Source organism: Bacillus sp. V2I10, assembly GCF_030817055.1.
GTDB lineage: Bacteria > Bacillota > Bacilli > Bacillales > Bacillaceae > Bacillus_P.
Map to the genome: position 1 here is coordinate 1,483,433 of NZ_JAUSYV010000001.1, position 24,777 is coordinate 1,508,209.

Here is a 24,777-nt window from a genome sequence, read left to right on the forward strand (position 1 = left end):
TCCCTGCTGGTTTTTATCTTATTTAAGAGCATTTACAGCATTGATTAATCCATGTCCTGCTTCGCCATCATATCCATTTTTATATAAATCGATAGAAGAAGATTGAACAATTTGCTTTACTTGAGCCGGAGAGAGCTGATCTTTTCCATGCTTTGCGATGATAACTCCTGCAAGTGCAGCTGCTTTAGGAGCTGCCATTGATGTACCTGCTTTGTAGCCGTATCCTCCAGGTACAGTGGCTAAACATAGATAAGTATTATCTCTGCCTGCCCCAGTACTTGGATTGTAATTTGGCCCTAAATCGCCGCCTGGAGCAATCACGTCAATTTTCCCAACGCCATAGTTTGAGTAGAAAGCCAAGTTCTTAAGCTTTCCGCCAGCTGAAACGCGAATCATGCTCTGGCTGCTCGGGCTTCTGTGAGTAGCTCCATTATCATCACCAGAGAGTTTGCCTGGACTGCTGATATCTACTGCGTTGTTGCCCGCAGAGCCTACAACTGTTACACCTTTTTGAATGGCATACTTTATTGCACGATTAAAGAGCTGGACATCAGCAACGATATCTTTTGTAGCGAACTCAGGATTTTGGTACCAGTCGTAACCGCCCAAGGACATGTTTACTACATCTACATTATCATCGGCAGCCGCCATAAGGGCTTCAGCGATATGAGCCGTTTCAGCTCCTCCTGTTGGTCCAAATACACGGTATGCAGCTACTTTTAAATCAGGCCCGACACCCATTGTTCTTCCTTTTGCTGCAATCGAACCGGCTACGTGTGTGCCATGTCCGTTTTCATCTTTAGGATCTGTAAGACCCGGAACAAAAGATTTTCCATATGCGTAGTTTTCTTTTAAATCAGGGTGAGTATAATCAATCCCTGTATCAATGACGCCTACTACAATATCTTCGCCGGAAGCTGCTTTTCCAGTACCGCCTGGAAGTTTCCATGAGGCGCCGTTTTCTGTAACTTGCTTAATATCCCATTGAAGCGTCTCATACAGATCTGCTTTTGCAGTTTCAGCTTCCTGGATCGTTAATTCTGCTTCAACTGCAGGTGTCTCAGGGTACAACTTATTCTGAATGCCGGCTTCAGCGATCTGGGAGGATTTTTTAACTTCTTTTAAGAATTCAGGATTTGCTGAAGTAACTTCTACTGCACCAACATGTTCAAGCGTGCTGCTTATTTTTCCTCCAGCATCTTCTACTAAGTCTTTATACCCGGACGGTAAATTAGTCTCGTTTTTGAAGATAACTATGTATTTCTTCTCAAGTGCCTGAGCCTGTCCTGTTTGTGCAGGCCCTGCAAATACGGCAGAAGCACAAAGTGCCGTGGTCAAGATGCCTGAAAAAATAACTTTCTTCAATGTCATTATTTATAACCCCCTTTGTTTTCTTAATTTTCATTATATTATAAAGAATGTGGGAGAAATGAATATTATTCGTCATATTTCTTGCTATTGATGCTGTTGAATAAACATATTGATATAAGATTACTATCCGTTTTGAAGGATCTGGTAAACCATAGTGACTTTTAGACTGTAAAGGATGCTGTTTAATAGTACGCATGTTCAATCATTTTGTCGAAATGATCGTCCTTTTTTCATGATTTCTTTTAAATTTCAAAAAAAAAACGCCTGATCATGTCAGACGTTTTCCTTGTTATGTTTTTTAGAATCTGATTCCTGTGTGTATTCTTCTTTGTGAAGAGGATCAATCTTATGCTCGTATTTATAAGCTTTTGACGTAGTCAGAACACTGAGCAGCAGCACAATAATAATAATAATAATGCAGATCGCAAAAATATAAAACATGTGATAATCTCCCCCTGTATACCATAATTGTATCAGAAATCAGGCAGTAACCTGTTTTATTTTTTCTTAAAAGGGGCAATTTATAAGTACATAAGGAGGAGATTGAAAATGTCTGAAAAATTAGTGCAAACAGTAAATAAACAAGTAGCTAACTGGACTGTTTTATATGAGAAATTACATAATTATCATTGGTTTGTAAAAGGTCAAAACTTCTTTACACTGCATGAAAAATTCGAAGAGCTGTACAATGAAGCGCATGTTCATATTGATGAACTTGCAGAACGACTATTAGCACTTGATGGAGCGCCTGTTGCGACTCTAAAGGAATGTCTTGAGCTATCCACAGTAAGCGAAGCAGAAGGCAAAGAAACAGCAGAGCAAATGGTGAAAACGATCTATGATGATTTTTCAAAAGTTGCCGATGAACTGAAAGAAGGTATGGACCTTGCAGATGAGGTCGGCGATGAAACAACAGGAGACATGCTCCTTGCTATTCATCAAAGTTTAGAAAAGCATAATTGGATGCTGAAATCATTCTTGGGAAAATGAGGCTGCCGCAGGGCAGTCTTTTTTTATTGTTGAATAAATATTAAAATAATCGCTTAGAAGATACTTTAAAAAATCGTTATGCCCAGGAAAAAGTGCATCAAAGCTGTAGAATGGAACAGAAAAATCGTCTTCACCCTAAAAAAAGGTGCGTCATAGAATACCAACATAAATAGTAGATTATCCATGCCCTTCTTTAAGAAAGTTCTCACTAATAATTACTTGAATAGATCTTTTATTTTTCATATTGACACTATCAACCATATAGGTTATTTCTATCGTTACGTCTGCCGATGATAAAATAGAGAGAAGGGTAATAATTCATAATGGCTGGTCAGGCCAGCCGGCTGCAGCACACATTAAGCATGAATTTGGTGCAAAGCCAAATGGCCACGCAGGCAGCACATGTGACAGTCAAGATGGTGGATTTTACAAAAGTTCAGACTTTCCAGATCATCCATCTCTTGGAACATAAGATTGATAAAAAGGCTTAACTGGCATAAAAGACCGGTCCGTGTACAATGGACCGGTCTTTTATGTGCTTTGCCCTGGCTCATTCAGTACATTTTTTTCACTAGCGGGTATTTGCTAGAGCAAAGAGGGAGAGAAAACATAAGATATATGGATTCTATTATTTTTGAAAGGAAGGCAAGAAGATGCCTCGTCCAGAAATGGGCTTGCTTATGTTTACATCCATTTATTTTTCCGTGCTCACCTTCATAGTTGGCGAGCTTCATGAAATTTTTTTAATTCTGCTTTCGTTAATGTTCATTGAGTTAGTCACCTTTATTCTGGCTGATGCTCTAACCAATACTGGAAATTTGCTTAGAAATTCGATTTCAAGGCTTGGTGCAAAGGTTATCATCATTTCAGTCGTGGCTGTTGCAAATTTAATTGATTTGGTGCTTAATACGAACTATATACTGCGTGATGGAACGATCTGCTTCTATATTGTTTTCGAAGCTCTCCGCATCTTAAGAAATGCTCATAATGTGAAGCTGCCTGTTCCGAAGTTTTTAATTAGGATTTTAGAGTTTATTGAGCAATTATTTAAAAAATGAGTGCCGAATAATTTGTTCATGAATAGGAAAAAAATAAACAATGGACAAGTAAAGGGGTGCTTTTAGGAAATGTCAGATACGAAGCAAACTTATTATGTAACGGTTGCGAACGGTGAAATATCACAGCTGAGCACGTCAGCTCCGTGGGATTATAAGATTGAAGCGACAGAAGAAGAAATTACATCGCTCAGAGAGTATTTTGATCAGGTGTATTCATCTGACTGGCAGGGTTTCTTCAGAGCCCATGTACCGTATTTAGAATATCATTATGACAGGCAGAATGATGCAATTGATCAAACGAATTATAAAATTTATGAAATGATTTATCAGCTTGGAGACGAAGAAGCCAAGAATCATATTCGTTCCCAGGGAATTTTAAAAAAGATTGAAGAACAACAATAGGTCTTATACAAACTCTTTCATTGTGATAAGATTTTTATGGACACATAGAAATTGAGGGATAGAAAATGTTTCGATTTAAAGATTATTATCACAATGAAGTTCATCTGTCTTTTGAAGAATATCCATTTTCAAAAGAACCTAAGCATGTTTGGGTCATTTGCCGGTTTGGGGATCAGTGGCTGCTTACGATTCATAGAGATCGTGGATATGAATTTCCCGGCGGCAAGGTCGAAAACTCAGAAAGTCCTGATGATGCTGCGTTAAGAGAAGTAAAAGAAGAAACAGGAGCAACCGTATCAAAACTAAGATATATAGGACAGTATAAGGTGCTCGGAAAAGAAAAAACCATCATTAAAAACATCTATTACGCAGAAATAGGCGAGATTACCCCCCAAACCGACTATCTTGAGACAAAAGGACCAATCTTATTTGAAGCACTGCCTGAGGATATCGGAAGGAATCGCAAGTTCAGCTTTATTATGAAAGATGATGTATTGGTTAAGAGCCTTGAGAAAGTCTTGGCTGAATATTTGGTATGATTCCGGTATTGGATGCCGGGATTTTTTTTGTTTAAAAAATAAAACGTCCCATTGGAAAATATAGTAATATTAATTGAAGGAGATGAAAGCAGGGGGATTAAAAAATGACTCACAGTGAACCAAGATACATTTGGATGGCCATTTCTTTAGTATTAGCAGTCTCAAGTTTTTTTGTGATCCTGATTGTTCCGTATACCATACATAACATTTTATTTCACACAATGAATACAGCTACAATCCAAACGCCTAAGCTTGTGCTGTATATGTACGGAATATCAATTGGAATTTTCGCACTTGCAAGTTTTTTTATGTATTTGAATCAGAAAAAACTATGGAAAGCTGCATTGCCGTTAACTGTTATTGGGGTTATTGGGATTGGACTTGGTACAGATCACTATAAGGTGGTGACTTATGATGAAATTAAATTCAGCAAACCATGGTCTTTTGCTGAAACTAGCTACGAATGGAAGGACGTTAAAGAAATTATCACGGAAGAATCAGATGATGAGGCGGTTAACTGGCAGGTGAAGCTGTTATTTAAGGATGGAGAAGAGCTTGTCTTTCTTCGAGACAGAAGATTCAACAGTGATCATGCAAATTTTTATTCTGCTGCAAAAATGAATGGGGTTCCTTACAAAGGCATAAATGATAAATAAAAAGGCTTTCGATTACCGAAAGCCTTTTTATATGAGCTTTATACTCCAATCGATGAAGCAATATTTTCTTTTTTAAGAAAATCTGCCAGCAGGTCTGGAGCCGTCAAGTAGATTAAGCCGTTTCCTTCAAGACTTTTTGGAAAGCCGAGTGGTATCGTGCGTTTCATCAGCTGTGCATAGATTTCCGGCTCTGAAAGCTTTCTTTCGAATTCACTCTCAGCCATCAGTTTCACTAATGCAAGAGCGCCTGAAACGTGCGGTGCGGACATCGATGTTCCGCTGAAAACGGCATATTTTCCGCCTGGGATGGTAGAAATGATTTTCTCACCTGGTGCCACGGCATCTATTTCATTATTGGAATTTGTAAAGTAAGAAGATTTTCTTTGAAGGCTGATTGCTCCGACTGAAATGACTTCATTGTAGCAGCCAGGGTAAGAAAACTCAGATGTTTTGCTGTTCCCATCGCCTTCATTTCCAGCTGCACATACGACAAGGATTTGATTTTGGACAGCCTTCTGAACGGCCTGATGAAGCTCAGGAACGTCTGTTGGTCCGCCGAGAGACATCGAGATAATATCAGCCTTTTCTGCGATAGCATATTCAATGGCATTAATAATCCACTCATAGGCACCTGAACCTTCTTCACCGCCAAGTGCTTTTAAAATAAGGAGCTTAGCTTCAGGTGCTACACCAATAACTCCTGATTCAGCATTTACGGCAGCAATCGTACCGGACACATGTGTTCCATGGCCGTTGTAGTCTGTAAATACTTCCGGATCTCCATTATCATCATCGGTAAAGTTGCGGCCGCCGATTACTCTGCCCTCTAAATCCGGGTGCTGAGCATCACATCCTGTGTCAATTACTGCGATCAAAACATCTTTGCCTTTATTTCCTTTGCTCCATAATGCGGGGGCTTGAATTAATTCCACGCCTTCCGGGATTTGCTGTACCTCTACAAGCTGATTATCAACTTTGTACGGGATTAATTTAATAGACTTTTCCATTACAACCCCTCCTAATCATTTTTTTAAGAAACAAATGTTAAGGCCAGAGACAGAGGTAAAATAATCGGAACTTTCTGTTAAATTCTATCATTTTCCTTCAATTCTAGCAAATGCCAAATAGACTAGGGGTACGAATAATGAAAATGTCACAGAATCTATTAAGACTGATAATCCAGCAGTAAAACAAAAATAAGGCCCATTCAGGGCCGTATTTGCTATTCATCATCCTTAACCAGTTTTCTCTCCAGCAGTTCAACGGCCTGGTACATAATGGTTGCAAAGCAGGCGATAATGATAAGCGAGAGAAGAACGAGAGTGAAGTTGAAGACCTGAAAACCATAAATAATCATGTATCCCAAACCTTTTGCAGATACCAGGAATTCTCCGACTATGACACCAACCCATGAGAGTCCTACATTGACTTTCAAGGTTGAAATAATCGTAGGAAATGATGCGGGCAGTACGGCTTCTTTAAACATCTGCCATTTTGAAGCGCCGAATGTCTGAAGCACCTTTAGGTAGTTAGAATCAATTTCTCTGAATGCCGTATAAACTACGATTGCTGTTATAATGATAGAGATGATGGCGCCCATCGCAATAATAGAGAAATAACCCGGTCCAAGTGCAACGATTAATATAGGTCCGAGCGCAACCTTTGGCATGGCATTTAAAATGACCAAGTATGGATCAAGAATATTTGACAGCCGCTTTGACCACCAGAGAACAGCTGCAAGCACAGTGCCGGACAGGGTGCCGATTATAAACCCAAGAACGGTTTCAAATAAGGTGACGCTCAAATTTGATAAGAGCGATCCATCGGCTGCCTTTTCCAAAAACAAGCTCCATATTTTAGAAGGATAACTGAACAGCAGCGGGTCAATCCACCCTCTCTTGCCAGCTAATTCCCATAGTGAGAAAAAAGCGATAAAGATAAGAATTTGATAAAACCTTACCCAGTTTTTCTCTTTTTTCAAGCCTTTTAAATAAGATTGATGCAATCTGTTTAATTCAATCTTTTCCATCAAGCTGATCCAGCTCCTTCCAAATGTGCTGAAAAAGATCTGTAAAGGAGGGATGCTGTCTCGCGGTAAATGGTGTCAGGTTCTTTAATTCTTCTGGCACGTGAAAGATTTGAGCGATTCTGCCTGGTTTAGAGGAAAGAAGAAAGATGCGGTCACTCATAGCGATGGCTTCGCCAATATCATGTGTGACAAGCAGAGCTGTTTTCCTGAAATCCTTCAATGTGCTCCAGACGAGGTCTTCGAGCTTTAGCTTTGTTTGATAATCAAGCGCTGAAAAAGGTTCATCAAGCATAAGAAGCTTAGGGTTTGTAGAGAGCGTTCTGACCAGAGCTGCACGCTGCCTCATGCCGCCCGAGAGCTGCCGGGGGTATTTCTTCTCGACATTCTCAAGTCCCATATCTTTTAAAAGAGAAAGGCTTTTCTCTTTCGCTTTTGCTGAAAGGTTACCTCCAATTTTCAGGCCGAGCAGAATGTTTTCTTCAATCGTTTTCCATGGGAAAAGGTAATCCTGCTGCAGCATATATCCAATGGCAGAGGAGTCTTTTTTGACTGATCTATCTTCCATTAAAATGCTTCCTTTTGTTGGTGAAATCAGACCCGCGATTATGGACAGCAGGGTAGTTTTGCCGCATCCGCTCGGGCCAAGAAAGGAGATGAATTCTCCTTCCTCTATTTGTAAATCAATATCCTCTAATGCAAGGGTTGCTGATTCTTTTGTAAAATACATATGGTGGATATGCTGGATCGTCAAGAAAGACATGCTGAAACCTCCTTACTTTGCAGCGTCTTCTGCGAACTTCGTATTAACCAGATTCTCGTGTTCGATACGTTCCGGCAATTCGTTCGCTTCTTCCATGATGTTTTGAAGATTGGTCCATTCCGCCTCATCAAGGATTGGATCAGTCGCAAAAGATCCCTGCTCTTTATAGCGTTCAATTACAGTTGTGATAATCTCAAGGTCTGTATCTTTAAATTGCGGGGCAATGGCTTTTGCAATGGTTTCAGCGCTGTTTTCTTCAACCCATTGCTGTGCTTTATAAATAGCTTTTGTAAATTTTTCTGCAGCTTCTGAATCCTCTTTTAAAAAGCTTTCTTTTGCCATAAATGTTGTGTAAGGAACTTTACCGGATTCACTTCCGAATGATGCCACAATGTGGCCTATGCCTTCTTTTTCAAAAATGCTTGCTGTAGGCTCAAACAGCTGAACGAAATCACCGGTTCCTGAAGCAAATGCACTTGGAATATTAGCAAAATCAATATTTTGAATCAGATTTAAATCATTCTGCGGATCAATTCCCTGCTGCTTTAATACAAATTCTCCAACCATCTGCGGCATTCCGCCTTTGCGCTGACCAAGGAAAGTACTGCCTTTAAGCTGATCCCAGCTGAAATTCTCGATTTTTTCTCTTGAGACAAGGAACGTTCCATCCGTTTGTGTTAGCTGGGCAAAATTGATAACCGGATCTTTAGAGCCTTGAGCAGAAACGTAAATCGATGTTTCTGAGCCAACAAGTGCAATATCAGTCCCGTCTGAGAGAAGAGCTGTCATTGTTTTATCTCCGCCCCATGTCGTTGTCAGCTCAACATCTAGGCCTTCTTCTTCAAAAAAACCTTCAGACATTGCTGCATATAAAGGAGCATAAAAAATGGAATGAGTAACCTCAGCCAACCTGATTTTTTCCGGCTTGTTTTGATTGCACGCACTTAGTGTAAAGATAAGAAGAGCAAGTACCGCAAAGCCGATGAGACTTTTTTTCATATGAAATCCTCCTTGGTGACAGACACCATCAAAAAATATTAAAATGAGTATCCAGTTTTGTAACGCCTAAAATAATGTATGATTGCGAAAAAAATGTGTGATTGCCCATAAACGATTTTGTGAGGTGCAAGGAAATGGAAAATGGTTCAATAATCGAGAGTCAGCTGCTGCCGTCGCCTAATCCTAAAATCAGACTGCAGCTCGTTACCTATTTTTCCGAAGGGCTTAAGGTAAAGGGACTCCTTGCTGAGCCGGCTGAAGAAGGAAAGTATGATGGTTTTCTTTATTTAAGAGGCGGGATTAAAAATGTAGGCAAGGTAAGAGCCGGACGGATTGTGCAATTTGCTTCAGAAGGCTTTGTTGTGATGGCTCCGTTTTACCGGGGGAATCAGGGCGGAGAAGGGAATGAAGACTTCGCAGGAGATGACAGGTACGATGCGCTGCATGCTCTGACGCTTTTAAAAAACCACCCTAAAGTTGATAAGGAACGAATCCATGTCTTCGGATTTTCAAGAGGAGGAGTGATGGCGCTTTTTGCAGGAATTTTAGATCAGGACGTTCGTTCATTAGTTACATGGGGCGGTGTTTCTGATATGGTCCTTACATACGAGGAACGGGAAGATTTGCGGAGAATGATGAAGCGGGTGATAGGGGGGACTCCTGCAAAATATCCTGAAAGATATAAGTGGAGAACTCCGCTGTATGACCTGGAGGCATTAAAGGCTCCAATTCTTATTATTCATGGTGCTCATGATCAAAACGTTTCAGTCGAACATGCTTATCTGCTTGAAAAAAGACTTGGTGAACTTGGAAAAAGAGCAGATACGATGTATTTTGAGGAATATACGCATTATTTTCCTCCTGCAGTTAACCGAAAAGTAGTAAGAGAGCTGACTTCTTGGATGAAAAAGCAATAAAATCAGGAATCGGGCTAAATGGATATGTTAAAATAACGTTATATGAAAAAGGAGTGATTAAGATGGGTATGCCTTTAGAATTGAACACGATGATCGTGACAAAAGGGAGAGAAAACCGATTAGAAGAGAATCTTTTTTCTCTCGAAAAAGAGGGCTATCGCATTTATCCGCTGGAGATTCCCGTTGAAGTCAGAAAAACAAAAGAAGGGGAAGTAAGCGGACAGGCTCTGATTAAAAAACTTGAGCTCTCTGATTCTAAAACCATTTTGACTTACCAGCTGATTGCGCTGAAATCTACAAATTAACATTCATACGAAAAAAGCTGCCGGCGGGCAGCTTTTTTGCGTTTTACTTCATGTTAAAATATTTCTCAGCAAGTGATTCAAAATTAACTTTGTCTATTGATTCTTTCTTCACTTCACCATTCACAGACTGTGTAAAGGAAGTGTCAGTCAATGTGATGTTTCCATTTTCAGTGAATCTGGTTAGCAAGCGATTTTTATTAAAAGGTGATTCCGCTGAATCACGGATGATTTCTTGAATTTCATTCAGTTCAGTCATATAAATGCTTTCAGAATCAAAAGCATATCCTTTTTTCCATTCCTTATCTTTATATTTCAGCTTCATTTCCAGGCAGTAATCCTTTTGTAGATCAGGAGTCTTCGTAATTCTGAATTGCCCGTTCTCAGAGGAAATGAGTTTACCATTCAAAGGAACGGGTTTAAGCGGCAGATTTCCTCCAAACCCAGTATCTATTAGATAGGTTTGATCATTTTCCATAAGGAGGATGGCTGCGTGGGTATTGCCGGTTCTGCTCCAGTCTTTTGCAGTATGATCATAAACAATCCCTTGGACCAATTTGGCAGGAAAATCGTTTTCCATCAGGAAAAAATAGAAAAGGGGATTCAGCTCATAACAAAGACCGCCTTGTTTCATGATCAGCATTTTAGAAATTAAGTTCTCTTTGCTGATCTCTAAAGTCTTGTTATCTATGATGCACAAGTTTTCAAATGGAATGGCTTTCGCCGTTTTTTCAAGAACTTCGTCCAAATCTTGAAAAGTGATTTTTGCGTATTCAGGAAAGCCGATTCGTTTTCGGAATAATCCATTGAGTTCATTCATTCTTCTTTCCCCCATCCATTACGATCACCTTGGTTACAAAAGCTATTTTTTCATCCAGGCCAGAAAATCATTTAACTTCGTCAATGAAGTGATATTCTCATTGCACGTATGAGGGTCCTGGCAAATATAATTGCCGCGTTTAATGAAAGTTCCAGGTTCGTTTCCTTTAATTTCTGCAGTAAACATACCAACTTCTTCAAACCGGTTGCAAATCGTGCAGATGCCCTTTTGATTGATGCTGCCGAACGTCCCCTGCAAGCCTATGAGCTTATTGGTTTGAGGGGCTATTATATATTGTTTCCCTGATCCTTTATCATGCCAGCTCAAGTAAGAAATTTCAGTGAAATCCAGTTCTTCTAATGAAGAAGGAGCCTTTATTTTCTTAGCTTTTGGAAACAGCTTTTTTATTATTTGCTCGTTTACTTTTTTAAATGGAATAACAAAAGGCTTTAATTGAGATAGAAAGACATCCGCATCAGATTTGTCTTTAACATCATTTATGGGTGAGAGCAGATCATTCTCTTCAGGTCCAATTTCGTCGAATAACATGAACGTCCTTTCCTGTGCAAGCGATTTTAAGGCCTTTAACACGTTTGGGTCATTAACCGTTCCATATCCATTCACAAGCAGTTGCGTCTGCGCTTTTATATAGTTATATTGGTCGCTTCTTATAAATGGTTCCATTTCAAGATCCTCCATTCAGGCCGTATTAGTAAAAGGTTTAATTCTATAATAAAAGAACAGTTATATTTTTTATATGGTTAGAATGAATAGGAATCAAACTCTGCATAAGAAAAGCGGATTTGTTCTGGCCGAGGAGTTTGGCAATGGAGTTAAACATCAATAATCAAAGATTTATATTTGCTTATCTCTAAAAAACACTGATCATCTTTTGGATCATCAGTGCTGTTTGCTTTTATTTTGTATAGACAATCTTTTTGATTGTTTCGGCTGAAAGATAATATTCTTCAGCTAGTTCCTGAATTTTTTTGCCGCTTTTAAATCTGCGCTTAATCGAACGGTTCCTGTCATCGAGTACCTTTCTTCCACCGGACCGGGTGCCCCACTTATAGTGCGCTGTTTCCGGTTTCGGGATGTAGATGGTCTCTCCCTGAATGTACTGCTGAATTTCTGCAATTAGTTCTTCAGGTAAAATAGCGTTTGCGTTCACATATTTCATTTCTGCCAGCCCCTTATTTGTGATTATAAAAATAAGGTGCAAAGCCACAGGACTTGAAAAGGCAAACGCTGATGCGGGCGATTTAAATAAGTGTCCGCCCCATGCAAAGTATCGCCTTTTTACTGCCGGGCTTTGCATGAGACGATGCAGAATCTGGCAAACGGACTGAATTCGCCAAAAAAGATCACCCCCTTAAAAGAAATGATTGATTTACTTTTTTATACAATTTTATCATATGGATCTAGCTCAAAAAAGGAAAAACGTTCCCGACCAAATTCAGTCTGAGTTCTTTTCCATTTATCAAGCCAGCTGCGATACATCAAAAAAGCTATGCCAGAGTGTGTGGCATAGCTTTTGGATTGCTTATACTGTTGGTCCGCCAAGAGTTTCAATCTCTTCTGAAACATGATTGAACTTTTTGAAATTTTGTTTGAACTTATCTGCAAGCTCTTTTGCTTTTTCATTATACGCATTTATGCTGTCCCAAGTTTTAACTGGCTGCAGAACTTCATCCGGTACACCAGGCACGTGAATTGGAATTTTCAGTCCGAAGTTTTCATCTGTAACAGTTTCCACGTTGTCTAATTCGCCTTCAAGAGCGGATAGAACCATTGAACGGGTATATTTCAGTTTCATGCGCTTGCCGGTTCCGTATTCTCCTCCAGTCCAGCCTGTGTTGACTAAGAATACATTTGCCTGATGCTCATCAATTTTCCGCCCGAGCATCTCTGCATAAACAGTAGCAGGAAGCGGCAGGAAAGGCGAGCCAAAGCACGTAGAGAATGTAGCCTGAGGTGATGTAATGCCTCGCTCTGTTCCGGCAAGCTTGCTTGTGTAGCCGCTTAAGAAGTGGTACATGGCCTGTTCTTTTGTTAATTTGCTGATAGGAGGAAGAACTCCAAATGCATCAGCAGTTAAAAAGACAATCGTATGCGGGTGGCCTGCAATACTAGGCTTCACAATGTTATCCATTGCTTCAAGGGGATAGGCCGCTCTTGTATTTTCAGTAAAGAAGGTATCATCATAGTCAGCAATTCTTGTGTCATCATCAAGTACTACATTTTCAAGCACTGACCCGAATCTTATCGCATCAAAAATTTGAGGTTCTTTTTCACGTGAGAGGTTGATGCACTTGGCATAACAGCCTCCTTCGATATTAAAAACACCGGCATTTGACCATCCGTGCTCATCATCGCCGATTAATTTGCGGTTAGGATCAGCAGACAGGGTTGTTTTTCCTGTTCCTGACAGACCGAAGAAAAGGGCAACATCGCCTTCCTGACCAACATTTGCAGAGCAGTGCATCGGCAGGATACCGCTTTCAGGAAGCAAATAGTTCATGACAGAGAAAATGGATTTTTTCATTTCTCCTGCATATTCCGTTCCTCCGATTAGGATCGTTCTTTTCTCAAAAGAAATGATGATAAAAGTTTCAGAATTTGTTCCATCTACTGACGGATCTGCTTTAAAGTTTGGTGCGGACACGATCGTGAATGGATTATCATGCTGAATCAGCTCATCCGCGCGCTCTGGCTGAATAAATAATTGCTGTGCAAAAAGGTTATGCCAGGCAAATTCATTTACAACCTGAATCGGAAGGCGGTATTTTGCGTCAGCTCCGGCAAAGCCTTTGAAAACAAAGAGCTCATTGCGGTCTTTTAAGTATGAAAGAACTTTTAAGTACAATTTTTCAAATGCCGTTTCAGAGAAAGGCTGATTAACAGCACCCCACTCAATTTTGTCATTTGTTGAATTTTCTTTTACAATAAATTTATCTTTAGGTGAACGTCCTGTGTAAGTACCAGTTGTTGCACGGACTGCTCCTGTTGAAGTTAATGTACCTTCATTGCGCTCTAATACTTTCTCTACAAGAACGGGAACTGATAAGTTATGAAATGCATTTTCCCCTTTAAGTAAAACATCAAGCTCATTTGTAATTTCGATTGAATTCATCCCATACCCATCCTTTACCTATATTTCTATTATTATTTTCAACTATATGTTAAGTGACTCTTCTCGATTAGTATAACACATTAAAATAAATAGTCTATACTATTTAACTTATTCTACGTACAAATTGATGAAATGGAACTGTTTAAGAAACGTTTTTGATGAAAATGATACATATATAATAGGAAGTGTTTTTATTTCGGCATTTTGTGGAAACATATATAAAGGGACCAAAAAAATCTTATGCGAAAACCTTGTTATTTTTTGTTGACACCTGAAGGAAATATACGATATTATATGTCCTTGAACGGATTCTCTTATCCCGAGCTGGTGGAGGGACAGGCCCAATGAAACCCAGCAACCTGCTTTATCTTGAAAATTCATTCGTGAATTTTTGCGAGCAAAGGTGCTAACCTGATGCAAGGCGAAAGCCCTTGATCGATAAGAGCGAAAGGCTACGATTTTAGTAAATAACCTTTCCTCGCGGGAAAGGATTTTTTATTTCAAATATATTTTGCCTGAAAGTACTCGTGGATTCTCCTAAAACATGCCAACTGAAATATTTTGCCGAATGGTCAAAATATGAAAGGGAATGAGTTCCGTATCATCTAACCTTTTGAGGAGGAAAACTTTAATGACTAAACAACGTCGTCTGTTTACTTCAGAGTCTGTAACTGAAGGTCATCCTGATAAAATTTGTGACCAGATTTCTGACTCGATTTTAGATGCAATCCTAGAAAAAGATGCAAATGCCCGTGTAGCTTGTGAAACATCTGTTACAACAGGTCTTGTTCTGGTTGCTGGTGAAATTACAACTTCTACTTATGTAGACATTCCAAAAATCGTTCGCGAAACGGTTAAAGAAATTGGCTACACTCGTGCAAAATATGGTTTTGATGCAGAAACATGTGCAGTACTTACTTCAATTGATGAGCAGTCAGCAGATATCGCGATGGGTGTTGATCAGGCGCTTGAAGCACGTGAAGGAAAAATGACAGATGAGCAGATTGAAGCTATTGGTGCAGGTGACCAAGGATTAATGTTTGGTTTTGCCAATAACGAAACGAAAGAATTAATGCCTCTGCCGATCTCACTTGCCCACAAACTTGCACGCCGTTTAACGGAAGTCCGCAAAGAAGAAATTCTTCCGTACCTTCGTCCTGACGGAAAAACTCAAGTAACAGTTGAGTATGATGAAAATGACAAGCCTGTTCGCATTGATACAATTGTTATTTCAACTCAGCATCACCCTGAAATTTCATTGGAGCAAATTCAGCGCAACGTAAAAGAGCATGTTATTAACCCGGTAGTACCGAAAGAATTAATTGATGAAGATACAAAATACTTCATCAACCCGACTGGCCGTTTCGTAATCGGCGGACCGCAGGGCGATGCAGGCTTAACAGGCCGTAAAATCATCGTTGATACTTACGGTGGGTATGCTCGTCACGGAGGCGGTGCATTCTCTGGTAAAGATCCAACAAAAGTTGACCGATCTGCAGCTTATGCAGCACGCTATGTAGCTAAGAACATTGTAGCAGCTGGCCTTGCTGATAAATGTGAAGTTCAGCTTGCATACGCAATTGGTGTGGCTCAGCCGGTATCAATCGCGATCGATACATTTGAAACAGGGAAAGTGAAGGAAGATGTGTTAGTTGATGTTGTTCGTGCTAACTTTGACCTTCGTCCGGCAGGAATCATCAATATGCTGAATCTTCGCCGTCCAATTTACAAACAAACAGCTGCGTACGGACACTTTGGCCGTAATGATCTTGACCTTCCATGGGAAAGAACAGATAAAGCAGAAGCTCTTAAAGAGCAGGCATTAAACCGATAATAAGTAAAAAAGGATGAGAATACTGCTGTACGCAGTTCTCATCCTTTTTTTGTCGAATTTTTGTTTTATTTTGTAAAAATATGCAACAATCTCTTCCTAGTCTTCGTTTTATAAGTGGAAAGACAATTTTGGAGGCGAATAGGATGTGCGGATTTGTTGGAATTATTGATTATCGTAAACAAGCAGGAGATCTTTTATTCAATACATTCATTGAGAAGGCCAGCAGAAAAATAGAACACAGAGGTCCTGATGACAGCGGATTTTATCAAGATGAGCAGGTTCTTCTGGCCTTTCAGCGGTTAAGCATTATAGATGTTAAAAGCGGACACCAGCCTATGGCTTATGGAACTGATGACCGCTATTACATTGTGTTTAACGGTGAAATTTATAACTATATTGAGCTCAGAGAAATCATTTTTTCCCATGGGTATAAGTTGAAAACGGATACGGATACAGAAGTGATCGTTGCGCTTTTTTGCATTTATGGCCAGGAAACGATTCAACTTTTAAGAGGAATGTTTTCATTTCTGATTTGGGACAGACAGGAACACTTTTTATTCGGTGCAAGAGATCACTTTGGAATAAAGCCTTTATATTACATAGAAAACGGGGAAATAAATCTTTTTGCTTCGGAGCTTAAGAGCTTAACGGATTATCTTCCAAACCCCCTTATTAATGAAGAATCCTTTGAGCACTATCTCTCTTTTCAATATGTACCTGATCCGGGCACGATGCAGGAGCATATTAAGAAAGTTCCTCCAGGCTATTTCTTTACAAAAAAAACGGGAGAGGCACTAGAGCTTACAAGGTACTGGAAACCGAAACTTGCGCCTGTGCGTCCAGCTGACGAAACCAGGCTCAAAGAAAAAATTCAGGAGGCTTTAATTGATTCGGTCAAAGTCCATATGCGAAGCGATGTGCCTGTTGGATCTTTTCTGTCAGGGGGAGTGGATTCAAGTATTATTGCATCCATTGCTAAGCAATTTCATCCTTCACTTAAAACCTTTTCTGTCGGCTTTATGCAAGAGGACTACAGCGAAATCGATGTAGCAAAAGAAACAGCGATTGCGCTTGGTGTTGAGAATTTTTCCTATATCGTTGACCATAAGGAATTTATGAAGGAGCTTCCAAAAATCATTTGGCATATGGATGATCCGGTGGCAGATCCGGCTTCTATTCCTCTTTATTTTATTGCACGTGAGGCAAGCCAGCAGGTGAAAGTCGTTTTATCGGGGGAAGGAGCAGATGAGCTTTTTGCAGGCTATAACATTTACAAAGAACCTCAAGATCTATCTGTCTTTGGTCATCTTCCTCAAAGCTTTAAGCAAAGATTAAAACAGCTGGCTGCTGTTTTTCCTGAAGGAATGAAAGGGAAAAGCTTTATTGAGAGGGGGACAACCCTTTTAGAAGATCGGTATATTGGAAATGCCAACATCTTTTCAACTGCCGAAAAACATGAATTGCTTTCTGCAGACGTTCATTTTGATCCAACAGATGTAACAGGGAGCCCTTTATGAAGATGTCAGTCATTTAGACAGCATCTCAAAAATGCAATATATTGACGTGATGACCTGGCTCAAAGGGGATATTCTTGTGAAAGCAGATAAAATGACGATGGCGCATTCATTGGAACTAAGGGTGCCATTTCTGGATAAAGAAGTTTTTAAAATTGCTTCAACCATTCCGCATGAGTTAAAAATCAAACACGGCGAAACAAAATATCTGCTTCGCCAGGCTGTCAGGGATCTTGTACCGCCGCACGTTCTAAATCGAAAAAAACTGGGTTTCCCTGTTCCGATACGGAATTGGCTGAAAAATGAGATGTATGATTGGGCAAAAGCGATCATATGGGAGAGCGGGACGGGAGATCTCATTAATAAATCGTATGCTGCACTATTATTAGATCAGCATTGTATGGGAGAGGCAGATCACAGCAGAAAGATATGGACCGTCTTAACGTTTATGATTTGGCACCAAGTGTTTATCGAAAATGTCTACCATTTTGATGATGCTGCGCAGTTGGCCGCAACTTAAAAAAGCCTCTTGCGCGAAGAGGCAGCTTGCAGAGGCATCTTTGCAAGCTTTTTTTACTTGCAAAATTGTTTAAGTCTTGTTGTATTACTTGCATGAATGGGGCGGTTATTTTATGCATAACGTATGAATTCACGCTGATCCAGTACCTCGCTGTAGGCATTCAGTAAACCTTCAAAAATGCTGTCCCAAGTTTGGCTGAGGGCATAAGCACGGGCACTCATTCCCATTTGATACCTCAAGGCATCATTTTGCAAAAGGGTGTCAATGGCACTTATAAACTCGGCAGCCGATCCCGTTTCACATAAATAGCCGGTTTTTCCCTGCTGAATAATATTTTTAACCCCGCCGGAATTTGCCCCTATAACAGGAGTTCCGGCAGCAAGTGATTCAAGAACAACGTTTCCAAAGGTTTCAGTCGGTGAGGGAAATAAGAAGAGATCTGAACCTGAATATATTTTCGCAAGCTTTTCACCGCTTGCATAGCCTGCAAAGGTCATATTATCCGGTGATTCTTTCATCATTTCTTCTTTAGAAGGTCCGTCTCCCACAATTAAAAAGTGCACTTTGCTTCTTAAGTGTTCAGGTAACTGATGAGAGATCTTCATTAATGTCTGAACATCTTTTTCCGGGGCGAGTCTGCCGACATAAGATAAAATGAATTTTTCTTTTATTTGATATTCCTGGATGATTTCTTTACGCAAATAGTTGGGATGGAACAATTGGCAGTCTACGCCTCTTGACCAGATATGAACATTTTCAAATCCCTGATTTAGAACCTGCTGTTTTGTTTCTTCGGAAGGGACAAAGATTTTCTGTAAAGGCCTGTGGAACCAAAGCATATATTTCCACAAGAGCTTTGAGAATAAGTGCAGATCATAAAACTGTAAATATTGATCAAAGTCAGTATGATAAGAACCGACTATAGGGATATTTAATTTTTTGGCATAATGCAGTCCGCATAGACCAATGTTAAAAGGAGTGGCCACATGAATAATATCAGGCTTAAATCTGATGAGCTCTGACTTTACTTGCAGCATGTTCGGCCAGGCAAGTCTGCACTCTGGATATAAATAAAAAGAAGAGCTCGCAAACCTGTGAATATGACTTGAAAAAAGAGATTCTTTTGTGCTTTCGGGGGCAAAAACTTTATATTCATGGCCTTTGCTTTCTAAATAATCGGTAAGACGTTTTAACGTTCTCGCAACACCATTTACATCCGGTGCAAATGTGTCTGTGAATATCGCAATTTTCATCTTATCCCTCCATAAATCAGTTACAGCAGCCTGAGTTTATTTCAAGTTCAGAAACGGAAATTAGAGAATTAGAGAAGCTCCGAAATATTTATTTATAAGAAGAAAACAAGTCATACCTGCGGTAGTGCCGAGTAAACATCCCGCCAATACATCAGAGGGATAGTGCAGGCCGAGATACATTCTAGACACCCCGATGCTGATTCCGAGCGGAAGAAGCAGGATGGCTGTCTGTGGAAGGATTAATATAAATGGAATAATGACTGAAAAAATGGCTGTTGTGTGTCCTGATGGAAAAGAATGATCTTCTAACGGATTAGCCGTAACCTTTGTTTCCAATAAAGCAAGATAAGGGCGTTTTCTCGGATAGCGTTTTTTGACAAATGCTACCGGCAGATGGCTGATGAGTAAGGCTGCGGCACTTGCGATTGCCGCCATACGTGTTTCGCCGCCTGTCATTAGAATAAGCAGAAGGCAAATTGAAATCGTGAAGGTGGCTCCGCCTGCATGTGTAATGCTTCTGAAAAAGCAGTTCATAAATTTCCGGTCGAAATGACGGTTTACACTGCGGAACAATCTGCATTCGAAATCGTACATGTTTTCCATAAGTTTGGTCATCAATCGGATGCTCCTTTTCAACACTGTTTAACCACATTGTAAAACAAAAATATTTAGCAAATAATAAGGGAATGTAAAATTTACAAGTAAATAATTTACAAAATGAAGCGGGAAATCATGTGGTGAATCTGCAGCCGAAGAAAGGTAAAAAAAATCCGTGAAACCGCAGATGAGAGCAATTTCACGGAAAGTCAGCAAGATAAAAACACCCTTTTCCCGGTGTTAACTTATATGAAGAGAGAGAAAATTTTATTCTTGGTTTTCCTGGATCTTTTTATAATATTGGCCTTTTTCAACATACTCGCGGCGAATGCGTTCCATGTCTTTTCGATCTTCCTCATTTAATTCGCGGACTACTTTTGCAGGCCTGCCGAATGCAAGTGTATTTGGGGGGATCTTTTTTCCCTGAGGGACTAAGCTGCCGGCTCCAATGAAAGCACCTTCGCCTATTTCGGCCCCATCGAGTATAATGGAACCCATCCCGATCAATGATTGCTTTCTAATGATCGAACTATGTAAAATAACCTGATGGCCGACAGTCACCTCATCTTCAATAATTAGAGGCGCATCAGGGCTTTGATGGAGGCAGCACTGATCCTGTATATTGACCCTGCTGCCTATAATTGTCGGCGAAACATCGCCTCTTATCACCGTATGAAACCAAATGCTTGATTCATCACCTATTATGACGTCACCGGTAACCACAGCGGAGTTTGCGATGAATGCCGAATTTGAAATTTGCGGAAAGCTTTCTTTATAAGGGTATATCATAAGTTTCAGGTCTCCTTTATATAGGTAAGATGTATGCATCGTTATTATAGCAAACTAAAACTTATTTTCTTAAAAGAAAGGTGTGAACAAGATCATGTGGAAATGGGAATGTGAAGATTCTAATCCTAAGGGTGTTATTGTGATTGTCCATGGTGCAGCAGAGCATCACGGACGTTACCGCTGGCTCGTTGAAATGTGGAAGTGCTCCGGGTACCATGTCATTATGGGGGATCTGCCGGGGCAGGGTACATCGACAAGAAGGCGCGGGCATATCTTATCATTTGATGAGTATATTATCGAATTTAATGTATGGGTGGACGAAGCCCGTAAGCTTGGTCTGCCGCTTTTCCTTTTAGGCCATAGCATGGGCGGCCTGATTGTTATTCGGGCAATGCAGGAAAAGCACCAGCATATTAACGGTGTTATTTTATCTTCTCCATGTCTTGGGCTCGTGTATAAGCCAAGTAAAGCAATGGAGCTGATTTCTAAGCCGTTAAATATCATTGCACCTGCCTTGAGAGTGGATTCCGGCTTATCTGTCAGCATAGCTACAAGAAACAAAGAAGTGAGAGATGCAGATGAGAATGATACACTTTATGTGACAAAAGTGTCGATAAGATGGTATCGTGAATTAATTAAAGCAATTGAGCAGGCGCATATAAACGTGAAGAAATTTCCTGATTTGCCGCTGCTTGTCATGCAGGGTGGAGATGATAAAGTTGTCGACAGCTCTGCTGTTAAAACTTGGTTCAACCGCGCTGCTTTGTCAGAAAAGGCTTTTAAAGAGTGGAAAGGCTTCTATCATGAAATCTTTAATGAGCCTGAGCGGGATCAAGTATTCAATTACGCTCAAACGTTTGTCGATGCGCATTTAGAGAGCTGATTATAAAGAGGTGATCTTATTGACGGCAATTCCACAGCATCCGCTGCGATTAATGGCGAAAATTTATAAAGATATTTTTCCCGTTGTGCATGTCCATCTGGATAAATGGAGAGAAAAAGCAAATCAGATTCCAAACGCAGAGCTTAGAAATCAGGCGCTGTCAAGTATAAATGATAAATCCTTCCACTGTGAGGGCGGAGGGATTTTTGCGTTTTTGTCAGAAGCAAACAAGCATGAATGCATTGAATTTATTGTTGCTTATCAGACCATAAGTGATTATCTTGATAATTTATGTGATCGAAGTACATCACTTGATCCATTGGATTTCGCGATGCTGCACCAATCAATGAATGATGCTCTGACTGCAGGAGCACCGCTGAAAAATTATTATTCATACCGGACAGATCAAAATGACGGCGGATACTTGCACGCTCTCGTATCTACATGCCAAAATATATTAAGCAGACTCGGCAACTACCCTCTAATTGCCGAACACTTACTCGAATTGTCGTGTTATTACTGTGATTTACAAGTACATAAGCATGTAACAATAGATGAGCGCATTCCGAGGCTTGAAACATGGTTTGAAAAAAACAAACATGGATTGCCGGATATGCAGTGGTATGAATTCTCTGCGTGTGCGGGGTCAACTTTAGGCATTTTTTGTCTGGTCTCTTATGCATTCAGAGAGGACTTCAACGAAAGGGAAGCGTTCCGGATCCGTGAAAGCTATTTTCCATACGTTCAAGGCCTGCATATTCTGCTCGACTATTTAATTGATCAAGAAGAAGATCGAATTGGCGGAGATTTGAATTTCTGCAATTACTATAAGACCGAGAAGGAAATGATGAGAAGGCTTGAGCATTTCGTCCTGCAGGCTGAATCCAACCTCAGCGGAATCCCTCATGAAAACTTTCATAAACTCATTCATAGAGGACTGCTTGGCGTTTATTTATCCGACGAGAAAGTAACCTCAAGAAAAGATCTCGGAAAGCTTGCCAGACATTTAATCAAACTAGGCGGAAAAACGTCCTCGTTCTTTTACTGGAATGGGCGGGCATACCGTACTATTCAGAAGCTTGCTGCCTCAAGAAGCTCTTAAAAAGACCGGGATCTTACTCCCGGTCTTTTTCTATGCCTGCATTTTTTCAATTGCAATAATAAATGGAGCACTGTTCTTCTGATTAAGAAATTGATACTGCAGAACGTGCGCCTTTTTTTGATCCAGCTGACAGGCATATTCCAAAATAGCATCACGTTCAATTTTTCCGCCAGGATGTCCGTGATAAATAACAAGAATGATGACTCCTCCCTGCTTCATCAAGGAAAAGAGCTGTTCAATTGCCTGAATGGTCGACTCTGGCTTTGTGACGATTTCTTTATCGCCGCCAGGCAAATAGCCCAGATTAAAGATAGCTGAAGCTACCCGTCCAGAGATACTCTTCGGCAAGAAGTCAGCTGCATGTTCATGGCTTTCTTTAAATAGTGTCACACGGTCTGTAATAGAGTGATCGGACAATCTTGATGATGTAGCATTGAGTGCATCCTCCTGGATATCAAAGCCATAAACATGTCCGCTGTCTCCGACAAGCTCTGCCAGAAAGACAGTGTCATGTCCATTTCCTATTGTTGCGTCTATTGCAATGTCCCCTTGAGTAACAGTCCTTGCCAAGATGGATTTTGCAAAAGGAAGAACCCGTTCTAATTTCATTCTGCTATTACCTGTTCTTTCTGAAAATATTTTCCCTGAAAACTGCCGCGGTTCTTAAGTTCTGCATCAATTGAGTTGAGAACATCCCATTTATTCACACTCCACATTGGGCCAATCATTAAATCAATCGGCCCATCTCCTGTAATCCGGTGGACGATCATATCCTGAGGCAGAATTTCAAGCTGGTCGCATACTAAGCTTACATAGTCTTCTTTTGTTAAAAATTCCAGCTTGCCTTTCTCATACTGCTTTACCATGGGAGTCCCTTTTAGTAAATGGAGAAGATGGATTTTAATGCCCTGAACATCGAGCTTTGACACAGCACGGACTGTGTCCATCATCATTTCATTTGATTCAAGCGGAAGTCCGTTAATAATATGGGAGCAAACACGAATGTTATACTTTCGCAGCTTCTCCACGCCTTTTTTATAGCACTCATAGTCGTGGGCGCGATTTATAAGCAAAGATGTCCGCTCATGCACAGTCTGAAGCCCAAGTTCCACCCACAGGTACGTTCTCTCGTTCAATTCGGCCAAATACTCAACAACATCATCGGGCAGGCAGTCAGGCCTTGTGGCAATAGATAGCCCGACAACTCCATCCAATTCCAGAACAGACTCAAATTTCTCACGGAGGACCTCAACAGGTGCATGAGTATTTGTGTACGCTTGAAAATAGGCCATGTACTTGCCGTTTTTCCACTTTTCGTGCATCTTTTCCTTTATCTGATTGAATTGAGTAACAAGATCCTCTGCGCGGTTTCCCGCAAAATCTCCGGAACCGGCTGCACTGCAAAATGTGCAGCCGCCAAATGCTGCTGTACCGTCTCGATTGGGGCAGTCAAATCCTCCGTCTAATGCTACCTTAAACACTTTATGTCCAAAGTGATTTCTTAAATGATAATTCCATGTATGATACCTTTTTTCATCTGATGCATATGGAAAAGGGTTAATCTGCTTCAAACTAGAAAAACCTCCTTAATTCGTAAATAGCCATCAGAGCATTTTATCATGGTGTTTGCCTTGATGACAAACACCTGAAAAGCTTTTTCCAATTGTTTTCCCGTAATTTGAATTCTGAAGTTGTGCAAACTATACGTAATGAAGTGAAATGCTTCATTTACTTATAGGGGGTTTGCAAAATGGCAACAAGACAATCCGTAACTGAATGTCTCGAAAGATGCTCAAATTCGTATGACTATGCCAGAAATCAATACGCTGAAGGATCTAAGCAGGAGCATTACAATGACACAGAGTATACAAAAGCTCAGCAAATGCTTGAAGATGCAGTAAATGAGTGCAATTCCTTGACATTAAGCGCCAACGATCAGCAAAAAGAACAGCTTTACAGAATGCGGCTTCAGCTTCAGCAGCTTCAAAATGAAATGATTTTACTGGATCATTAGGAGGCCTGTCAGATGAAAAAACGTTCAAAACAGAATAATCCTGAACAAAAGACAAGAAACGGCTCAAATAATCAGGATGTAGAATTTGGGAAAGACTTTGATCCTGTTAAGCAATCTAAAAAAAAGTATGAGCAGCACGGTCAGCCTGTAAAATCGAAACAGCGTTCAGAATAAGCTTGAAAACTGCTTCCGTTATGGAGGCAGTTTTATTTTATAAAAACCAATTGACAATGTATGTAAAAAAGTATATTGTATTATGTGTACTACATTAACTAGTACACATAATACGACAGAG

General features: G+C 40.2%; 28 protein-coding genes, 1 pseudogene and 1 riboswitch. Of the genes and pseudogenes, 14 read left to right on the forward strand and 15 right to left on the reverse strand.

The annotated features are described in order from the left end of the window. Positions 1–18: 18 nt before the first annotated feature. Both QFZ72_RS07475 and ytzI read right to left on the reverse strand, forming a co-directional pair. Positions 19–1,371, reverse strand: a complete 1,353-nt coding sequence (locus QFZ72_RS07475; protein WP_307431370.1) for a S8 family serine peptidase — start codon at positions 1,369–1,371, stop codon at positions 19–21. 273 nt (positions 1,372–1,644) lie between these two features. Further along, positions 1,645–1,812, reverse strand: coding sequence for a YtzI protein (ytzI, locus tag QFZ72_RS07480; protein WP_252201962.1), 168 nt, complete (start codon positions 1,810–1,812; stop codon positions 1,645–1,647). 108 nt (positions 1,813–1,920) lie between these two features. Between ytzI and QFZ72_RS07485 the strand changes: the two genes are divergently transcribed. From QFZ72_RS07485 to QFZ72_RS07510, 6 genes are all read left to right on the forward strand, one after another. Then, a complete protein-coding gene (locus tag QFZ72_RS07485) occupies positions 1,921–2,361 on the forward strand; it encodes a Dps family protein (RefSeq protein ID WP_307431375.1) in 441 nt (146 codons plus the stop codon). A 323-nt stretch (positions 2,362–2,684) separates the two neighbouring features. Then, positions 2,685–2,852 (forward strand): hypothetical protein, encoded by a 168-nt coding sequence (locus QFZ72_RS07490; protein WP_307431380.1) that lies wholly within the window; start codon positions 2,685–2,687, stop codon positions 2,850–2,852. 162 nt (positions 2,853–3,014) lie between these two features. Beyond that, on the forward strand, positions 3,015–3,419 hold the full coding sequence (locus tag QFZ72_RS07495; RefSeq protein ID WP_307431383.1) for a phage holin family protein: 405 nt from the start codon (positions 3,015–3,017) through the stop codon (positions 3,417–3,419). A 69-nt stretch (positions 3,420–3,488) separates the two neighbouring features. Next, positions 3,489–3,821 carry a hydrolase gene (locus QFZ72_RS07500; RefSeq protein WP_223437444.1) on the forward strand — a complete coding sequence of 111 codons (333 nt, stop codon included), beginning with the start codon at positions 3,489–3,491 and terminating at the stop codon, positions 3,819–3,821. Between the two features lie 65 nt (positions 3,822–3,886). Next, positions 3,887–4,360 carry an RNA deprotection pyrophosphohydrolase gene (gene ytkD / locus QFZ72_RS07505; protein WP_307431389.1) on the forward strand — a complete coding sequence of 158 codons (474 nt, stop codon included), beginning with the start codon at positions 3,887–3,889 and terminating at the stop codon, positions 4,358–4,360. A 104-nt stretch (positions 4,361–4,464) separates the two neighbouring features. Beyond that, a complete protein-coding gene (locus QFZ72_RS07510) occupies positions 4,465–5,016 on the forward strand; it encodes a hypothetical protein (protein WP_307431392.1) in 552 nt (183 codons plus the stop codon). A gap of 38 nt (positions 5,017–5,054) precedes the next feature. On the opposite strand, the gene QFZ72_RS07515 is transcribed toward QFZ72_RS07510, so the two are convergent. The 4 genes from QFZ72_RS07515 to QFZ72_RS07530 all read right to left on the reverse strand — a co-directional run bounded on the left by QFZ72_RS07515 (position 5,055) and on the right by QFZ72_RS07530 (position 8,804). Beyond that, positions 5,055–6,023 carry a S8 family peptidase gene (locus QFZ72_RS07515; protein WP_307431395.1) on the reverse strand — a complete coding sequence of 323 codons (969 nt, stop codon included), beginning with the start codon at positions 6,021–6,023 and terminating at the stop codon, positions 5,055–5,057. Between the two features lie 215 nt (positions 6,024–6,238). Further along, positions 6,239–7,045, reverse strand: a complete 807-nt coding sequence (locus tag QFZ72_RS07520; RefSeq protein ID WP_307439644.1) for an ABC transporter permease — start codon at positions 7,043–7,045, stop codon at positions 6,239–6,241. Beyond that, positions 7,032–7,805 carry an ABC transporter ATP-binding protein gene (locus QFZ72_RS07525; protein ID WP_307431399.1) on the reverse strand — a complete coding sequence of 258 codons (774 nt, stop codon included), beginning with the start codon at positions 7,803–7,805 and terminating at the stop codon, positions 7,032–7,034. Before QFZ72_RS07525 ends, QFZ72_RS07520 begins: the two co-directional genes overlap by 14 nt. A 12-nt stretch (positions 7,806–7,817) precedes the next feature. After that, positions 7,818–8,804, reverse strand: coding sequence for an ABC transporter substrate-binding protein (locus QFZ72_RS07530; RefSeq protein ID WP_307431401.1), 987 nt, complete (start codon positions 8,802–8,804; stop codon positions 7,818–7,820). A 134-nt stretch (positions 8,805–8,938) separates the two neighbouring features. On the opposite strand from QFZ72_RS07530, the gene QFZ72_RS07535 reads away from it, so the two are divergent. Beyond that, positions 8,939–9,721, forward strand: a complete 783-nt coding sequence (locus QFZ72_RS07535; protein WP_307431404.1) for an alpha/beta hydrolase family protein — start codon at positions 8,939–8,941, stop codon at positions 9,719–9,721. Between the two features lie 62 nt (positions 9,722–9,783). Continuing rightward, the gene (locus QFZ72_RS07540; RefSeq protein WP_223437431.1) at positions 9,784–10,026 is read left to right on the forward strand and encodes a DUF2584 domain-containing protein; all 243 of its coding nucleotides are present in this window, start codon (positions 9,784–9,786) and stop codon (positions 10,024–10,026) included. A gap of 43 nt (positions 10,027–10,069) precedes the next feature. Here the strand turns inward: QFZ72_RS07540 and QFZ72_RS07545 are convergent, their stop codons facing one another. The 4 genes from QFZ72_RS07545 to pckA all read right to left on the reverse strand — a co-directional run bounded on the left by QFZ72_RS07545 (position 10,070) and on the right by pckA (position 13,976). After that, positions 10,070–10,843, reverse strand: a complete 774-nt coding sequence (locus QFZ72_RS07545) for an arylamine N-acetyltransferase family protein (protein ID WP_307431407.1) — start codon at positions 10,841–10,843, stop codon at positions 10,070–10,072. A gap of 42 nt (positions 10,844–10,885) precedes the next feature. Further along, positions 10,886–11,527, reverse strand: a complete 642-nt coding sequence (locus tag QFZ72_RS07550) for a FusB/FusC family EF-G-binding protein (RefSeq protein ID WP_307431409.1) — start codon at positions 11,525–11,527, stop codon at positions 10,886–10,888. 232 nt (positions 11,528–11,759) lie between these two features. After that, positions 11,760–12,023, reverse strand: a complete 264-nt coding sequence (locus QFZ72_RS07555; RefSeq protein WP_307431412.1) for a CD3324 family protein — start codon at positions 12,021–12,023, stop codon at positions 11,760–11,762. A gap of 363 nt (positions 12,024–12,386) precedes the next feature. Next, positions 12,387–13,976 (reverse strand): phosphoenolpyruvate carboxykinase (ATP), encoded by a 1,590-nt coding sequence (gene pckA / locus QFZ72_RS07560; RefSeq protein ID WP_307431415.1) that lies wholly within the window; start codon positions 13,974–13,976, stop codon positions 12,387–12,389. A 311-nt stretch (positions 13,977–14,287) separates the two neighbouring features. Further along, a riboswitch (SAM riboswitch) is annotated at positions 14,288–14,421 on the forward strand. Positions 14,422–14,607: 186 nt separating this feature from the next. Here pckA and metK point away from each other — a divergent pair. Both metK and asnB read left to right on the forward strand, forming a co-directional pair. Continuing rightward, positions 14,608–15,810, forward strand: a complete 1,203-nt coding sequence (metK, locus tag QFZ72_RS07565; protein WP_252201949.1) for a methionine adenosyltransferase — start codon at positions 14,608–14,610, stop codon at positions 15,808–15,810. Positions 15,811–15,953: 143 nt separating this feature from the next. Continuing rightward, a pseudogene (gene asnB, locus QFZ72_RS07570) lies at positions 15,954–17,844 on the forward strand (asparagine synthase (glutamine-hydrolyzing)). A 110-nt stretch (positions 17,845–17,954) separates the two neighbouring features. On the opposite strand, the gene QFZ72_RS07580 reads toward asnB, so the two are convergent. From QFZ72_RS07580 to QFZ72_RS07590, 3 genes are all read right to left on the reverse strand, one after another. After that, positions 17,955–19,097 (reverse strand): glycosyltransferase family 4 protein, encoded by a 1,143-nt coding sequence (locus QFZ72_RS07580; protein ID WP_307431423.1) that lies wholly within the window; start codon positions 19,095–19,097, stop codon positions 17,955–17,957. 60 nt (positions 19,098–19,157) lie between these two features. After that, entirely contained in the window at positions 19,158–19,712 is a 555-nt protein-coding gene (locus QFZ72_RS07585) for a phosphatase PAP2 family protein (protein WP_307431425.1), read from the reverse strand. 249 nt (positions 19,713–19,961) lie between these two features. Further along, positions 19,962–20,483, reverse strand: a complete 522-nt coding sequence (locus QFZ72_RS07590) for a gamma carbonic anhydrase (protein ID WP_307431428.1) — start codon at positions 20,481–20,483, stop codon at positions 19,962–19,964. A gap of 94 nt (positions 20,484–20,577) precedes the next feature. On the opposite strand from QFZ72_RS07590, the gene QFZ72_RS07595 reads away from it, so the two are divergent. Both QFZ72_RS07595 and QFZ72_RS07600 read left to right on the forward strand, forming a co-directional pair. Next, the gene (locus QFZ72_RS07595; protein ID WP_307431430.1) at positions 20,578–21,366 is read left to right on the forward strand and encodes an alpha/beta hydrolase; all 789 of its coding nucleotides are present in this window, start codon (positions 20,578–20,580) and stop codon (positions 21,364–21,366) included. 52 nt (positions 21,367–21,418) lie between these two features. Further along, the gene (locus QFZ72_RS07600; RefSeq protein WP_307439648.1) at positions 21,419–22,468 is read left to right on the forward strand and encodes a tetraprenyl-beta-curcumene synthase family protein; all 1,050 of its coding nucleotides are present in this window, start codon (positions 21,419–21,421) and stop codon (positions 22,466–22,468) included. A 30-nt stretch (positions 22,469–22,498) separates the two neighbouring features. On the opposite strand, the gene mnmM is transcribed toward QFZ72_RS07600, so the two are convergent. Continuing rightward, a complete protein-coding gene (gene mnmM / locus QFZ72_RS07605) occupies positions 22,499–23,077 on the reverse strand; it encodes a tRNA 5-(aminomethyl)-2-thiouridylate-methyltransferase MnmM (protein WP_307431432.1) in 579 nt (192 codons plus the stop codon). Further along, on the reverse strand, positions 23,074–24,039 hold the full coding sequence (mnmL, locus tag QFZ72_RS07610) for a tRNA modification radical SAM protein MnmL/YtqA (protein WP_307431434.1): 966 nt from the start codon (positions 24,037–24,039) through the stop codon (positions 23,074–23,076). Before mnmL ends, mnmM begins: the two co-directional genes overlap by 4 nt. A 179-nt stretch (positions 24,040–24,218) precedes the next feature. On the opposite strand from mnmL, the gene QFZ72_RS07615 reads away from it, so the two are divergent. Continuing rightward, entirely contained in the window at positions 24,219–24,482 is a 264-nt protein-coding gene (locus QFZ72_RS07615; protein WP_307431437.1) for a YtzC family protein, read from the forward strand. 12 nt (positions 24,483–24,494) lie between these two features. Further along, entirely contained in the window at positions 24,495–24,656 is a 162-nt protein-coding gene (locus QFZ72_RS07620) for a glycogen biosynthesis protein GlgD (RefSeq protein WP_307431441.1), read from the forward strand. The last annotated feature ends 121 nt before the right edge of the window (positions 24,657–24,777 follow it).